12 protein-coding genes are annotated in these 13,149 nt (G+C 56.4%); 10 read left to right on the top strand and 2 right to left on the bottom strand.

Annotation, left to right across the window (positions count from 1 at the left end; genetic code table 11):
* Window positions 1-116: 116 nt before the first annotated feature.
* The 6 genes from WIH05_RS06505 (at window position 117) to WIH05_RS06480 (ending at window position 4,541) form a co-directional block, all read left to right on the top strand.
* On the top strand, window positions 117-929 hold the full coding sequence (locus WIH05_RS06505; protein ID WP_022272986.1) for a MetQ/NlpA family ABC transporter substrate-binding protein: 813 nt from the start codon (window positions 117-119) through the stop codon (window positions 927-929).
* A 46-nt stretch (window positions 930-975) separates the two neighbouring features.
* A complete protein-coding gene (proC, locus tag WIH05_RS06500; protein ID WP_022272985.1) occupies window positions 976-1,773 on the top strand; it encodes a pyrroline-5-carboxylate reductase in 798 nt (265 codons plus the stop codon).
* Between the two features lie 19 nt (window positions 1,774-1,792).
* The gene (locus WIH05_RS06495; RefSeq protein WP_022272984.1) at window positions 1,793-2,329 is read left to right on the top strand and encodes an NUDIX hydrolase; all 537 of its coding nucleotides are present in this window, start codon (window positions 1,793-1,795) and stop codon (window positions 2,327-2,329) included.
* Between the two features lie 78 nt (window positions 2,330-2,407).
* Window positions 2,408-2,953, top strand: a complete 546-nt coding sequence (locus WIH05_RS06490; RefSeq protein WP_337425147.1) for a hypothetical protein — start codon at window positions 2,408-2,410, stop codon at window positions 2,951-2,953.
* A 210-nt stretch (window positions 2,954-3,163) separates the two neighbouring features.
* Window positions 3,164-4,042 carry a tyrosine recombinase gene (locus tag WIH05_RS06485; RefSeq protein ID WP_158358834.1) on the top strand — a complete coding sequence of 293 codons (879 nt, stop codon included), beginning with the start codon at window positions 3,164-3,166 and terminating at the stop codon, window positions 4,040-4,042.
* A gap of 124 nt (window positions 4,043-4,166) precedes the next feature.
* Window positions 4,167-4,541 carry an MmcQ/YjbR family DNA-binding protein gene (locus tag WIH05_RS06480; protein ID WP_022274063.1) on the top strand — a complete coding sequence of 125 codons (375 nt, stop codon included), beginning with the start codon at window positions 4,167-4,169 and terminating at the stop codon, window positions 4,539-4,541.
* Between the two features lie 131 nt (window positions 4,542-4,672).
* On the opposite strand, the gene WIH05_RS06475 is transcribed toward WIH05_RS06480, so the two are convergent.
* Window positions 4,673-6,076: an NAD(P)/FAD-dependent oxidoreductase gene (locus WIH05_RS06475; RefSeq protein WP_022274062.1), complete on the bottom strand. Its 1,404-nt coding sequence runs from the start codon at window positions 6,074-6,076 to the stop codon at window positions 4,673-4,675.
* Between the two features lie 84 nt (window positions 6,077-6,160).
* Window positions 6,161-7,561: an MATE family efflux transporter gene (locus WIH05_RS06470; RefSeq protein WP_022274061.1), complete on the bottom strand. Its 1,401-nt coding sequence runs from the start codon at window positions 7,559-7,561 to the stop codon at window positions 6,161-6,163.
* Between the two features lie 171 nt (window positions 7,562-7,732).
* On the opposite strand from WIH05_RS06470, the gene pth reads away from it, so the two are divergent.
* From pth to WIH05_RS06450, 4 genes are read left to right on the top strand one after another with little or no spacing between them, the layout of a single operon-like run.
* Window positions 7,733-8,311, top strand: a complete 579-nt coding sequence (gene pth / locus WIH05_RS06465) for an aminoacyl-tRNA hydrolase (protein WP_022274060.1) — start codon at window positions 7,733-7,735, stop codon at window positions 8,309-8,311.
* 21 nt (window positions 8,312-8,332) lie between these two features.
* Window positions 8,333-11,932 (top strand): transcription-repair coupling factor, encoded by a 3,600-nt coding sequence (mfd, locus tag WIH05_RS06460; protein ID WP_022274059.1) that lies wholly within the window; start codon window positions 8,333-8,335, stop codon window positions 11,930-11,932.
* A gap of 7 nt (window positions 11,933-11,939) precedes the next feature.
* Window positions 11,940-12,524: a hypothetical protein gene (locus WIH05_RS06455; protein WP_022274058.1), complete on the top strand. Its 585-nt coding sequence runs from the start codon at window positions 11,940-11,942 to the stop codon at window positions 12,522-12,524.
* Window positions 12,525-12,534: 10 nt separating this feature from the next.
* Window positions 12,535-12,672 (top strand): hypothetical protein, encoded by a 138-nt coding sequence (locus tag WIH05_RS06450; protein ID WP_337425146.1) that lies wholly within the window; start codon window positions 12,535-12,537, stop codon window positions 12,670-12,672.
* The last annotated feature ends 477 nt before the right edge of the window (window positions 12,673-13,149 follow it).

The raw sequence follows: 13,149 nt of genomic DNA, 5'->3' as shown, positions 1-13,149 counted from the left end.
GGAAGAAAGCTCTTTAAACGTATGGATCAGATCCTGACCGGCCAAAACCAAAGCGCGCAGGCGGAGGGCGGAACGGTTTTGATATAAATGAAAACATCAAAAGGAGAAAGATCATCATGAGAAAAAACATTTATACATTCCTGGCAGTCGCTTTTGCGGCCGGACTTTTAGCCGGCTGCGGTTCCAAAGATTCCGGTAAGGACACCACCATCGTCGTAGGAGCCAGCCCGGCTCCCCACGCAGAGATCCTGGAGGCGGCGAAGCCGGTGCTGGAGAAGGCAGGCTATACCCTGGAGATCAAAGAGTATAACGATTATGTACAGCCCAATGTGGCCCTGGATGCCGGAGACCTGGACGCCAACTATTTCCAGCACCAGCCGTATCTGGATGAATTTAATGCGGAGAAAAAGAAGGAGCTGGCTTCTGCGGCTGTGATCCATTATGAGCCCTTTGGGATCTATGCCGGAAAGACCGCTTCCCTGGAGGAGCTGGCAGACGGAGCCCAGATCGCCGTTCCCAATGACACCACCAATGAGGCCAGGGCTCTCCTGCTTTTAGAGGCCCAGGGGCTCATCGGCCTGAAGGAGGGCGCAGGACTTACGGCAACCAAGCAGGATATCGTTGACAATCCGAGAAATTTCGATATCATTGAAATGGAGGCAGCCCAGCTTCCCCGTTCTCTCCAGGACGTGGATCTGGCTGTCATCAACGGAAACTATGCCATCGCAGCAGGTTTAAAGGTGGCGGACGCTCTTGTATGTGAGGATTCAGAATCCATCGGCGCCACTACCTACGGAAATGTGGTAGCTGTTCAGAAGGGCCATGAGAATGATGAAAAGATCAAGGCTCTGGTGGAAGCCTTAAAGAGCGGGGAAGTAAAGAAGTTTATTGAAGAAACGTATGAGGGGGCCGTGGTTCCGCTTTCATAGAAAAGCGGCCCTCCCCTGTGCGGGAACATCTCAGGAGGGAATGGAAATGGCAAAAATCGGTTTTATTGGAATGGGCAACATGGCGACTGCCATCATGAAGGGGCTTTTAAAGGAATTTTCCCCGGAGGATATGATCTTTTCCTCTGCCCATGAGGAAAAAATGGAGCAGGTCACCAGGGAGACGGGGGTTCCCCATGCGGGCTCCAACGCAGAGTGCGCCAGACAGGCAAAGTACCTGGTCCTGGCTGTAAAGCCCCAGGTGCTGCCCCGGGTTTTTGGGGAGATCAAAGACGTGGTGACGAAGGACCAGGTGATCATCTCCATCGCAGCCGGATACACCATTTCCGACCTGACAGAGGGCCTGGGAGGCCAGGTCCGGGTGGTCCGCTCCATGCCCAACACACCGGCTATGGTGGGTGAGGGCATGACGGGAGTCTGCTATGATGAAGCCCTGTTTACCCAGGAGGAAAAGGAGCTTCTCCATACACTGTTCACTTCCTTTGGAAAAATGGAACTGGTGGAGGAGCGGCTCATGGATGTGGTGGGAAGCGCCAGCGGCTGTTCCCCGGCTTATGTATACATGTTCATCGAGGCCCTGGCCGACGGCTGTGTGAAGAACGGCCTGCCCCGCCAGATGGCGTACCGGATGGCTGCCCAGGCAGTCCTTGGAAGTGCAAAAATGGTCCTGGAGACCGGAAAGCATCCCGGCGAGCTAAAGGATATGGTCTGCTCACCCGGCGGCACCACCATCGAGGGTGTGGCGGCCCTGGAGGAGGGAGGCTTCCGCAGCTCCATCATAAAGGCCTGCGACGCCAACTACGAGAAAAATAAGCGGTTAAAATAGGCGGGAGGAGAAAGCGGTTATGGAAAAAACGATCCGCCTGGAGCGGGAGCTGGCGTACACCGGGACGATCCTTAAGGTATACAGGGATACGGTGGTGGCTAATGGGATCCAGGAAACGTATGATTATATCCACCACGACGGGGCGGCAGCAGTGCTTCCGGTGACAAAGGATGGAAAGCTCTTAATGGTGCGCCAGTACAGGAACGCCCTGGACCGGTTTACCCTGGAGCTGCCGGCCGGAAAGGTGGATGCGCCGGACGAGCCCCGGATCGAATGTGCGTACCGGGAGCTGGAGGAGGAGACCGGGTTTAAAGCGGAGACCATGGAATACCTCATGACCATCAACACAACCGTGGCATTCTGCGACGAGGCCATCGATCTGTTTGTGGCCAGGGATCTGGTAAAGACAGAGCAGCACCTGGACGCAGACGAAAGCATCGATGTGGAGGAATGGGAAGTAAAGGACCTGCTGGAGCTGATCTACGGAGGAAAGCTCACCGACGGGAAGACGGTGGCTGCCATCATGGCATATGCCCAGCGGGAAGGGATCCGGTGAACGGATAAAAATGGAATAGACCGGACATGGCCGTCATATAGTGGGAACAAAAGAAGCCTGTACTGTATGGGGGATGCCATGGGAAATTTCGGAAACAGGAAGGACAGCCCAGGATTCTGGCTGTCCTTTTTTCTGCTCCTGGGAGCCGCCGCCGGGACGCTGTTCTGCAACTGGCCGGATTCCGGATGGAAGGAGGCGCTTAGGGATGCGGGGAGTGGGATGGTCACGGCAGCCATGCTGTTAAAGCTGGATTTCATGGGGCTGTTTTTTACGGTTTTAAGAAAACGGCTGGGGGAGGCCTTCTGCCTAATCTTGTTCTCCATGACGCCGACGGCTCCGTTTCTTTTTATGGGGACGGCGGCCTACCTGGGTTTTTCCACGGCGGTGATCGTCAGCAGCCTGACCATGGGGAGCGGGCTTTCCGGGATCTTCCGGTATCTGGCCCTGGTCTTTCCCCAGGCTGTGCCGTACATGGCTGTATTTTATGTGACGGCCTGGTGGATGGAGGAGGAGAAAAAGAAGATGACCGCGCCTGCGGCCCTGGCGCTGGTCTTGGCAGCGGTCCTGGGAGCGGCGGCGGAAAGCTTTGTGAATCCGTGGATAACTGCCTGGATCACCGGATGAACGGTGGAAAATTCTTTTTACAATATGTGGAAGGCCGCTGTCCGGGGAGCGCCACATGTTGGGCTTTTTATGGAAACCGCCTGGAAAGTGGGAGAAAAGGGGTAAAAATGTGTTTGATTTTATGGAAAAGTGAGACTATAATGAGGAAAACAGCCCGTTTTGGGCAGGATCGTGTATGAGAGAAGATCACGGGGGATCGTGCAGATTGAGATGAAAGAAGAGATCAGACGGTTCGCGGAGTATCTGGAGGCGGAAAAGCATGCTTCAGAAAATACCCGCGTTTCCTATCAGAGAGATTTAATGCAGATGGCGGCGTTCCTGGAAGGAATGGGGATCCGGGAGCTGTCCCGGGTCACAAGGACAGCGCTGAATTCCTATGTGCTGATGCTGGAAAAGGAAGGGAAGGCGGCGTCTACGGTGTCCAGGAACCTGGCGTCCATGAAGGCGTTTTTCGGATACGAATTCAAGCGCGGGCGGATCAGAAAGGATCCGTCAGAATCCATCCATGCGCCCAGGATCGAAAAAAAGGCTCCGGTGATCCTGACCGTGGAGGAGGTGGACCGCCTGCTGGCCCAGCCGTCGGGGGATTCTGCCAAGGAGATCCGGGATAAGGCTATGCTGGAGCTCCTTTACGCCACCGGGATCCGCGTATCGGAGCTGATCCATCTGGAGCTTTCCGATGTGAATATGGCTGTGGGCTTCATTACCTGCCGGGACGAATATAAGGAGCGGGCCGTACCCTTCGGCCGCGTGGCCAAGGAGGCACTTTCAAGATATCTGGAAACAGCCCGCCCGGCTCTTGTAAAGGGCGGGGACGCGCCCTGGCTTTTCATCAACTGCAGCGGCGGCCTCATGAGCCGCCAGGGCTTCTGGAAGATCGTGAAATATTACGGGGAAAAGGCCGGGATCCAGGAGGACATCACGCCCCATACCCTGCGCCATTCCTTTGCGGCCCACCTGATCGGCGGCGGGGCCGATGTGAAGGCCGTCCAGACCATGATGGGCCATGCCGATCCCGCCACCACCCAGATGTACGCCGCCTATGCCGGACTCTGCGGGACAGACCCGGAAGCACATCACAGGAGATAGGAGATCCCCCTTCCCAGAGAACGCGCCGCTCTGTGAAGGGGGATCTTCTGGATGCATACCTGGCAGAAGAACTGGAAGAGGAATACCGGAAAACGCAGATACCGGATCAGGAGGAGGAAAGAGAATGACACGACAGGAACTGTTCGCCTGGTGCATGGACCAATACGGCACAGAGCCGGAGTATCCGTGGAAGGACAGAAACGCTGTCCTCCGTCACAAAGACAACAAAAAATGGTATGGAGTGATCCTGGAAACAGGAAAAAATAAACTGGGGCTTCCGGGAGAGGGGACCGCAGAGCTTCTGAACGTAAAATGCGACCCGGTCCTGGCCGCCTCCTGCCGCACCCAGCCCGGATTCTTCCCCGCCTGGCACATGAACAAAGAAAAATGGCTCAGCATCCTTTTAAACGAACCAGAGCTGGACACCGCCATAAAAAACCTCCTGGCCCTAAGCTTCGACCTGACCTCCCCCAGCTCCAGACCCCAGCATTCAAAATAATCCCTCCAGAAGTTCCCAACCCATCCCCATCCCTCACTCCCCCATATCTTACCGCAGCCCGCACTTTATCAAAGCCCCCATGTCCTCCCAAAGCGATGCTTTCTTTGGGAGGATATGGGGGCGTCCCTATTTTACAGCTTCCCCAGAATACTCCTTGCCACCGACAGTCCGTTGGCGGAGGCCTGCTGGAGTCCGCGGGTCACAGACGCGCCGTCTCCGATGGCCCGGAGTCCCGGGATACTGGTCTCGAAATCCTTATTTACCACCACCTTATTGGAGTAGAATTTCACCTCCACGCCGTAAAGCAGGGTCTCGTCGCTGGCGATCCCGGGCGTTACCTTGTCCAGGGCCAGGAGCATTTCCTTGATGTCCACCATGATCCGGTGGGGCAGCACCAGGGACAGATCTCCAGGCACCGCGTCCTTTAAGGTGGGGATCAGATTGTTCCGGCAGAGCCGTTCCTCAGTGGTCCGGCGGCCCCGGAGGAAATCGCCGAAGGTCTGCACCAGGATCTTTCCGTCACACAGCATGTTGGAAAGCTGGGCCACATGCTTGCCGTATTCGATGGGCGTCTTAAAGGGCTTGGTGAAGTTTTTGGACACCAGAAGGGCAAAGTTGGTGTTGTGGGTCTTATATTCCTGGGACTTGTAGGCATGGCCATTGACCACCGCCAGGCCATTTTCGTAATACTCTGTGGCCACCTCTCCCGACGGATTGGTACAGAAGGTACGCACCTTATCGTCGAAGGTGGGGGTATAATACACCAGCTTGGCCTCGTAGAGGTTCTTATTTAAAAACTCCATGACCTCGTCCCGGACCTCCACGCGGACGCCGATGTCCACGGTGCCGACCTTTGTCTCGATCCCGTGATCCCTGCACACATGGGAGAACCAGTCGGAGCCCTCGCGGCCAATGGCGGACACGATCTCCCTGGCGTAATACGTTTCTCCCTTATCGGAGATGATCCCTCTGGCACAGCCGTCCTCGATGAGGATATCCTGGACCATGGTATTAAATTCGATCCGTACCCCGCTGCTTAACAGGTGTTCCTGGAGGCGGGTGTAGATCTTATAGCCCTCTTCAGTGCCCAGATGACGGATGGGACATTCGATGAGCTTTAAGTTTGCCATGATGGCCCTCCGGCGGATCTCCTGGATCTCCTTCTGCTTATCGACGCCGTAGACATTTGTGTCTGCCCCGAATTTCAGATAGATATCGTCGGATTCATGGATCAGCTCCAGGGCCTTGTCATATCCCAGGATATCCGGCAGGTTCCCTCCCACATCCGGAGACAGGGAGAGCTTTCCGTCAGAAAACGCGCCGGCTCCCGCAAAGCCGGTGGTGATGCTGCATGGCCTGCACCCCACACATACCTTGGTGGTACGCTTGGGGCATACCCGCTTTTCAATGGGACGGCCCTTTTCCACCATGAGTATGTTTAAGGAAGGCCGCTCCTTTATGAGCTCGTAGGCGCAGAAGATGCCCGACGGCCCCGCGCCGATGATGATCACATCAAAATCTGTTCTGTTGTTCATAGAATACCCCCAATCATAAACTGGCCGCAGTCCGGGAACCGCAGCCAGTCTATTATACCATAAAATACGTCTGGGAACAATCGATCAGAACAGCACCGGCATTTTCAGCCAGCGGCCCCGCAGCAGGCGGATCAGGAACACGATGCCGCGGGTGATCAGCTCGGCAGTCATAGAGATCCATACGCCGGTGACGCCGAACCGATGGGTGAACACCAGAACCGTCATGACACGGACGCCCCACATGGTAAACAGGTTGATGAAGAACGGGGCCTTGCTGTCCCCGGCTCCCCGGAGCGCGCCGGTGGCGACGATGCTGACGGCAAACAGCGGTTCTGAGAAGGCTACGATCCGCAGAAGTCCGGCGCTGACCTCCGCTACCTCCGTGTCAGCTGTCAGGAGGCTGGTGAGGAAGGGCGCGAAGCCGAACATTAAGAGCGCCATGAAAAATACCAGGATGGAGCCTAAGATCGTGGTCCCGTAGGCGAACCGCTTTGCCATATCCAGCCGCCGGGCTCCGATGCTCTGGCCCACAAGGGCGGTGGCGGCAGAGGCGACGCCGAAGGCGGGAAGATAGCAGATGCTCTCAGTCTGGACAGCTACGTAGTTGGAGGCCACGGCCACGGTGCCCATTCCGGCCACCACAGAGGTCATGACGATCTGAGCCAGGGAAAGGGCCATGCGCTCCAGGGCAGTGGGCGTGGACAGGCGCAGCATGTTGTTCATGCACGGCTTTGTGAAGCGCCAGGTCTCGTTTCCCTGGAAGCGGAGCGGTCCCCTGCGGCAGATGATGCCCAGAAGAAGGGTCACGGCCACGCAGGCCTGGGCAAGTCCTGTGCCCAGAGCCGCGCCCTGGACGCCGAGGCCGGCTCCCCAGACGTGGAAGCCGCCGATGTCCCGGGACGGGTAAATGAAGATAAAGTTAAAGATCACGTCAAACACGCACATGCCCACGTTCATGATGCTGGGCAGCAGGATGTTTCCGCTGCACCGCAGGATGCTGGAGTACAGGGCGGAGGCCATGGAAAACGGGAAGAAGAAGGCCACCGTACAGAAGTAGGACCTGGCCGCCGGGGCGATCTCCGGATCAGAGCCCAAAAGCTCCGGCAGGACCTGGCCGATGCCGATGGCTGCTGCGGCCATGACCACACCGAACAAAACGTTAAACAGGATGGACTGGCACAGGACGTTCCGGCTGTCTCCGTCCCGTCCGGCTCCCAGGTACTGGGCGATCTGGACGGAAAAGCCCACGGCAATGGCGCTGGTCAGGCCGTTCATTAGCCAGATGGAGCTGGCTACCACGCCGATGGCCGCCGTGGCTCCCGGACCCAGGCTGCCCACCATGGCGGTGTCGATATAGCTCATGAGCGTCATGACCAGCTGTTCCAGGATCGCCGGAATGGAAAGGGCGATGATCAGCTGGGTCTGGCTTTTTAAGGAGATGGAGCGGCCGTCCCGCATGGCCTCGCTCATCTGAAGCATGTTCATAAAAGATACCCCCAATGTAAGAATTTAATAAAATACCCCATGCCCATAGTATACTGGAAAACGGCAGGAATTGGAAGAGGAGGAGCAAAGGATTTGGGACTTGTAAGTCATGGATAAAACTGATAGAATAGTAAAACCATAAATCATGGGATAAAGGAGAAAATATACCATATGTTTTTAATAGCAGGTCTCGGGAATCCGGGAAAGGAATATGAAAATACACGCCATAACGCCGGCTTCATGGTGCTGGACGCCCTGGCAGATAAGCTGGGAGCCGACATATCGGAGAAAAAGCACAAGGCCCTCTGCGGCAAGGCTGTGATCGGAGGGCAGAAGGTGATCCTTTTAAAGCCCCAGACGTATATGAATTCCAGCGGCGAGAGCATCCGGGCGGCTGCCGATTATTATAAGGTGGACCCGGAGGACATCCTGGTGGTCTATGACGACATCAGCCTGGCTCCCGGCCAGCTTCGGATCCGGGCCAAGGGAAGCGCCGGAGGCCACAACGGGATCAAGAGCATCATCGCCCATCTGGGGACCCAGGAGTTCCCCAGAGTCCGGGTGGGCGTGGGAGAAAAGCCGCCCAGGATGGATCTGGCCGACTATGTGCTGGGCCATTTTTCCCAGGGCGAGAGAAAGATCATGGAGGACGCAGTAAAGGAAGCGGCCGACGCGGTCATGGAGGCAGTGGAGGAAGGGATCGACCATGCCATGAACAGCCATAACCGGAAGAAGGACGGCCAGGCGTAAAAGGATCGGGAGAGGAGAAGAATGGGAGAGATATTTGCAAATCCGCTGACGGAGCTGGCAGAATATGGAGACATGAAGCAGGATCTTATGAAAGGGAAAGGACCCGTCCAGATCTGCGGCGTCACCGATTCCCAGAAGGTCCATGTGATGTACCAGGTTTCGGAGGAGAAGGCCTGGAGGTTAGTTGTGACTCACGACGATACCAGGGCCAGGGAGCTTTACGATGACTTCAGCTATTTTGAAAAGAATACATGGCTGTATCCCGCCAGGGATCTTCTGTTTTACAGCTCCGATATCCATGGAAACCTTCTGACCAGACAGCGGATGCAGGTGTTTAAGCACCTGATGGAGGATGTTGGCGGGACCGTGGTGACCACGGTGGACGGCCTCATGGACCATCTTCTCCCTCTTTCCATGATGAAGGAGCGGCGGATCCTGGTGGAGTCCGGAGAGGTCCTGGATATCGGGGATATGAAGGAACGGTTCCGGGATCTGGGCTACGAGCGGACGGGCCAGGTGGACGGAATGGGCCAGTTTTCCATCCGAGGAGGAATCATTGATATTTTCCCTCTGACCGAGGAGCTTCCGGTGCGGATCGAGCTGTGGGGAGACGAGGTGGACTCCATCCGGTCCTTTGATCCGGAGAGCCAGAGATCCATTACCCAGATGGATTCGGTGCTGATCTATCCGGCGGCGGAGCTGACCTTAACAAAGGAACAGATGGAAAACGGCACAGACCGGATCGAAAAGGAAGGGAAAAAGCAGGAAAAGGCCTTCCGGGAGGCAGGAAAGCCCGAGGAGGCCCACCGGATCAAGACTGCCGTGGGGGAATTGTGCGAGGCCTTAAGGGAGGGCTTTGACATCCACGCCCTGGACGGATATATCCGGTATTTCTGTAAGGAGACGATGTCGTTTCTGGAGTACATGAAGGAAGCGGCGGGAACGGACCGGACGGACGGAGCTCTCGCCGGAAACGGCGGCTCTGGGGAGCGCGCAGGCCTTGCCATATTTTTAGATGAGCCCCAGAGGCTTTTGGAAAAGGCAGGAGTGGTGGAAACTGAGTTTCGGGAGAGCATGAGCCACCGTCTGGAAAAGGGGTATCTGCTTCCGGGCCAGACGGATCTTTTATTTTCCGCAAAGGCTGTGCTGGCGGCGGCCCAGACGCCGGAGGCCATTTTTATGACGGGCCTGGACCAGCGGCTTCCGGGCATGGCCGTTAAAAAGAAATACAGCATCACGGGAAAAAATGTCAGTTCCTACCAGAACGGCTTTGAGCTTCTGATCAAGGACCTGACCCGCTGGAAAAAGGAAGGCTACCGGGTGGTGCTCCTTTCTGCATCCCGGACCAGGGCCAGCCGTCTGGCAGGGGATCTGAGAGAGTACGATCTGCGGGCCTTCTGCCCCGAGGATCCCAGCCGTCCGGTGAGCCCGGGGGAGATCCTGGTGACCTATGGAAAGCTCCATAAGGGCTTTGAATATCCGCTGATCAAATTTGTGGTCATTACGGAAGGCGACATGTTCGGAAACGAGCGCCGCCAGAAGAAGAGGAAAAAGTACAATTACGAGGGCAAGAAGATCAGCAGCTTTTCCGAGCTGTCCGTGGGAGACTATGTGGTCCATGAGAGCCATGGCCTGGGTATCTACCGGGGGATCGAAAAGATCGAGCAGGACCATGTGATCAAGGATTATATCAAGGTGGAGTATGCCGACGGCGGAAATCTCTATCTTCCGGCCACCCGCCTGGACGGGATCCAGAAGTACGCCGGAGCCGATGCGAAGACGCCGAAGCTCAATAAATTAGGCGGGGCCGAATGGGGAAAGACAAAGACCCGGGTACGCACGGCCGTGCGGGAGATCGCAAAGGAGCTGGTGGAGCTTTACGCCGCCCGCCAGGACGCCGAGGGCTTCGTTTACGGGGAGGACACGGTCTGGCAGAAGGAATTTGAAGAGATGTTCCCCTATGAGGAGACCGACGACCAGCTTTCCGCCATCGAGGACACAAAAAAGGACATGGAGAGCCGGAAGATCATGGACCGACTGATCTGCGGCGATGTGGGCTACGGAAAGACCGAGATTGCTCTCCGGGCGGCCTTCAAGGCGGTCCAGGAGGGAAAGCAGGTGGTCTACCTGGTTCCCACCACCATCCTGGCCCAGCAGCACTACAATACCTTTATCCAGAGGATGAAGGACTTTCCGGTGCGGGTGGATCTGATGTCCCGGTTTAAGACCCCGGCGGATATCAAAAAGACTCTGGAGGGGCTGAAAAAGGGGTTTGTGGACATCGTCATCGGTACTCACCGGGTGCTCTCCAAGGACGTGCAGTTCAAGGACCTGGGCCTGCTCATCATCGACGAGGAGCAGCGGTTCGGCGTGGCCCACAAGGAAAAGATCAAGCAGCTGAAGCAGAACGTGGATGTGCTGACCCTGACTGCCACCCCCATTCCCAGGACTCTCCACATGAGCCTCATCGGGATCCGGGATATGAGCGTTTTAGAGGAGCCGCCCATGGAGCGTGTGCCCATCCAGACGTATGTGATGGAGTATAACGACGAGATGGTCCGGGAGGCCATCCACCGGGAGCTGGCCCGCGGCGGCCAGGTATACTACGTATACAACAGAGTCAGCAACATCGACGAGATCGCAGGCCATGTGGCCTCTCTGGTGCCCGATGCCCAGGTGGCCTTTGCCCATGGGCAGATGAACGAGCGCCAGCTGGAGCGGATCATGCTGGATTTTGTCAACGGCGACATCGACGTTTTAGTATCCACCACCATCATAGAAACAGGGCTGGATATCCCCAATGCCAATACCATGATCATCCATGACGCGGACCGGCTGGGCCTTTCCCAGCTTTACCAGATCCGTGGGCGCATCGGCCGCTCCAACCGCACCTCCTTTGCGTTCCTCATGTACAAGCGGGACAAAATGCTGCGGGAAGAGGCGGAAAAGCGCCTCCAGGCCATCCGGGAATTCACGGAGCTGGGCTCCGGCATTAAGATCGCCATGCGGGATCTGGAGATCCGCGGGGCGGGGAACATCCTGGGAGCGGAGCAGCACGGCCACATGGAGGCCGTGGGCTATGACCTGTACTGCAAGATGTTAAATGAGGCCGTCCTGGCCCTTAAGGGAGAGACCACAGAGGAGGAGAGCTTCGAGACTGTGGTGGACTGCGACATCGACGCCTTTATCCCCGACGGATATATTAAGAACGAGTATCTGAAGCTGGATGTATACAAACGGATCTCGGCCATTGAGAACGAAGAGGAATACATGGACATGCAGGATGAGCTCATCGACCGGTTTGGAGACATCCCCGGACCGGTGGAAAACCTTCTGAAGGTGGCGGAGTTAAAGGCCGCGGCCCATCGGGCCTATGTGACCGAGGTGGCTGTCAACCGTCAGGAGATCCGTATGGAGCTGTATCCCAAGGCGAAGCTGGACGTTTCTGGTATTCCGGGACTCATCGGGGAATACAAGAACGCCCTGCGGTTCGTCCAGGGAGAAAAGCCCATGATGTTCTACCAGGATAAACGGAATAAGAACAAGGACTGCGGCCCCATGATGGAGAAGGCCAGGGAGATATTGGAACGGCTGGGGGGACTGGCAGGCCAGAGGGGGTGAACCCGGTATGAGAAAAAATGATATGTACTGGTTCCTGTTCCAGATCGCATGGGGACTGATCTGTCTTTTTTCATGGACACAGCCAGGCCAGGCAGCCCGGTATCTTTTACTGGGGATCATGCTTTTGCGGATTGCATTGTTTCTGCTGGTCTGGAAGAACGGAGACCGGGCGGTCCGATGGCTGGCGGGCCGGCACACGCCAGTGGGAGATCTGGAACTGAAGGAGCTTCGAGGGGAACTTTTTGATGTGTTGGTCCTTGCCGAATTTATGATCCTGGGAAACGCGGTTCCGAGACTGGCCGCCCATGGGCCGGAGTTTCGCCGCTATGATGCTCTTGCATGGTTTACCATAGCACTGGTGATTTATTACCTGGTAAATTCTCCGGGTCTGCGGCTTTTCTTAAAAGGGGGCTGGTTTTGGGGGATCCCGTGGATAAGCATTGCACTGCTCCTATTGGTGTATAAAAATTCTGGGATTTTTATCGCAGATGCCGGTGATCAAATGTTTGTCGTAATGGTGATCATGCACTTGGAACTGGTGGCCAGTACGCTGGTAAGGATGTATCTGAAGGGAAAAGAAAGAGGCTCTTGAAGAAAAAGCCATGTTCCGCATCGGGACAGCCAGTGAGGATCCGGCGACCCGTCTGCCTCTCCATAACGGAGGGATCCGGTTTGACGAGCGGGCAGTCCTGGCCGGGGCTGTGACCTTTGGAAGGCTTGCCGCAGAATATTTAAGATAATATATCTTGACAAACCCTCCCGCCCTCCCTATAATGTGGCTTATAGCCGGTGACGGCTGAAAACCAAACAGGTATCAGCAATGAAGAGAACCAGTAACGGTCCACAGGATCCGCACAGAGAGCTGCCGGAGGGTGAGAGGCGCGCGGGATCGGAGCCGTGAATACATCTCGGAGCTTCGCACCGAACCGCGAAAGCCTGCCTGGAATCCCGGAGCATGTCTGGGAGGAAGAGCGGCAGTCCGTTCAGTAGGCTGCGACGGAGGGGCCCACGTTAAAGGGCCGGAGTCCTGTAAGGAGACTTCATAAGCCGTATAATGTGAGTTATGCGGGAACATTAGGTGGTAACACGAGCCGTTGGCCTCGTCCTTTTGAAACAGAAGGGCGGGGCTTTTTTGTTTTCACGGCGTTCCTGGGATTGGGATCCCGAGGCGCTTCATTTCTGCCCCTTCTGTGCGGAAATCGGCCAACGAAACAGAA

Source organism: Alitiscatomonas sp. (genome assembly GCF_037242085.1).
Lineage (GTDB): Bacteria > Bacillota > Clostridia > Lachnospirales > Lachnospiraceae > Alitiscatomonas > Alitiscatomonas aceti.
The sequence above is the reverse complement of the archived record's forward strand: the minus strand, read 5'-3'. Positions and strand labels throughout refer to the sequence as shown.

Bases quoted from the DNA above. Each gene is read 5' to 3' on its own strand.
- WIH05_RS06450 (WP_337425146.1), top strand. From the start codon at position 12,535: ATGTTCCGCATCGGGACAGCCAGTGAGGATCCGGCGACCCGTCTGCCT.
- WIH05_RS06485 (WP_158358834.1), top strand. From the start codon at position 3,164: ATGAAAGAAGAGATCAGACGGTTCGCGGAGTATCTGGAGGCGGAAAAG.
- WIH05_RS06505 (WP_022272986.1), top strand. From the start codon at position 117: ATGAGAAAAAACATTTATACATTCCTGGCAGTCGCTTTTGCGGCCGGA.
- WIH05_RS06490 (WP_337425147.1), top strand. From the start codon at position 2,408: ATGGGAAATTTCGGAAACAGGAAGGACAGCCCAGGATTCTGGCTGTCC.
- WIH05_RS06455 (WP_022274058.1), top strand. From the start codon at position 11,940: ATGAGAAAAAATGATATGTACTGGTTCCTGTTCCAGATCGCATGGGGA.
- WIH05_RS06495 (WP_022272984.1), top strand. From the start codon at position 1,793: ATGGAAAAAACGATCCGCCTGGAGCGGGAGCTGGCGTACACCGGGACG.
- pth (WP_022274060.1), top strand. From the start codon at position 7,733: ATGTTTTTAATAGCAGGTCTCGGGAATCCGGGAAAGGAATATGAAAAT.
- proC (WP_022272985.1), top strand. From the start codon at position 976: ATGGCAAAAATCGGTTTTATTGGAATGGGCAACATGGCGACTGCCATC.
- WIH05_RS06480 (WP_022274063.1), top strand. From the start codon at position 4,167: ATGACACGACAGGAACTGTTCGCCTGGTGCATGGACCAATACGGCACA.
- WIH05_RS06470 (WP_022274061.1), bottom strand. From the start codon at position 7,561: ATGAACATGCTTCAGATGAGCGAGGCCATGCGGGACGGCCGCTCCATC.
- mfd (WP_022274059.1), top strand. From the start codon at position 8,333: ATGGGAGAGATATTTGCAAATCCGCTGACGGAGCTGGCAGAATATGGA.
- WIH05_RS06475 (WP_022274062.1), bottom strand. From the start codon at position 6,076: ATGAACAACAGAACAGATTTTGATGTGATCATCATCGGCGCGGGGCCG.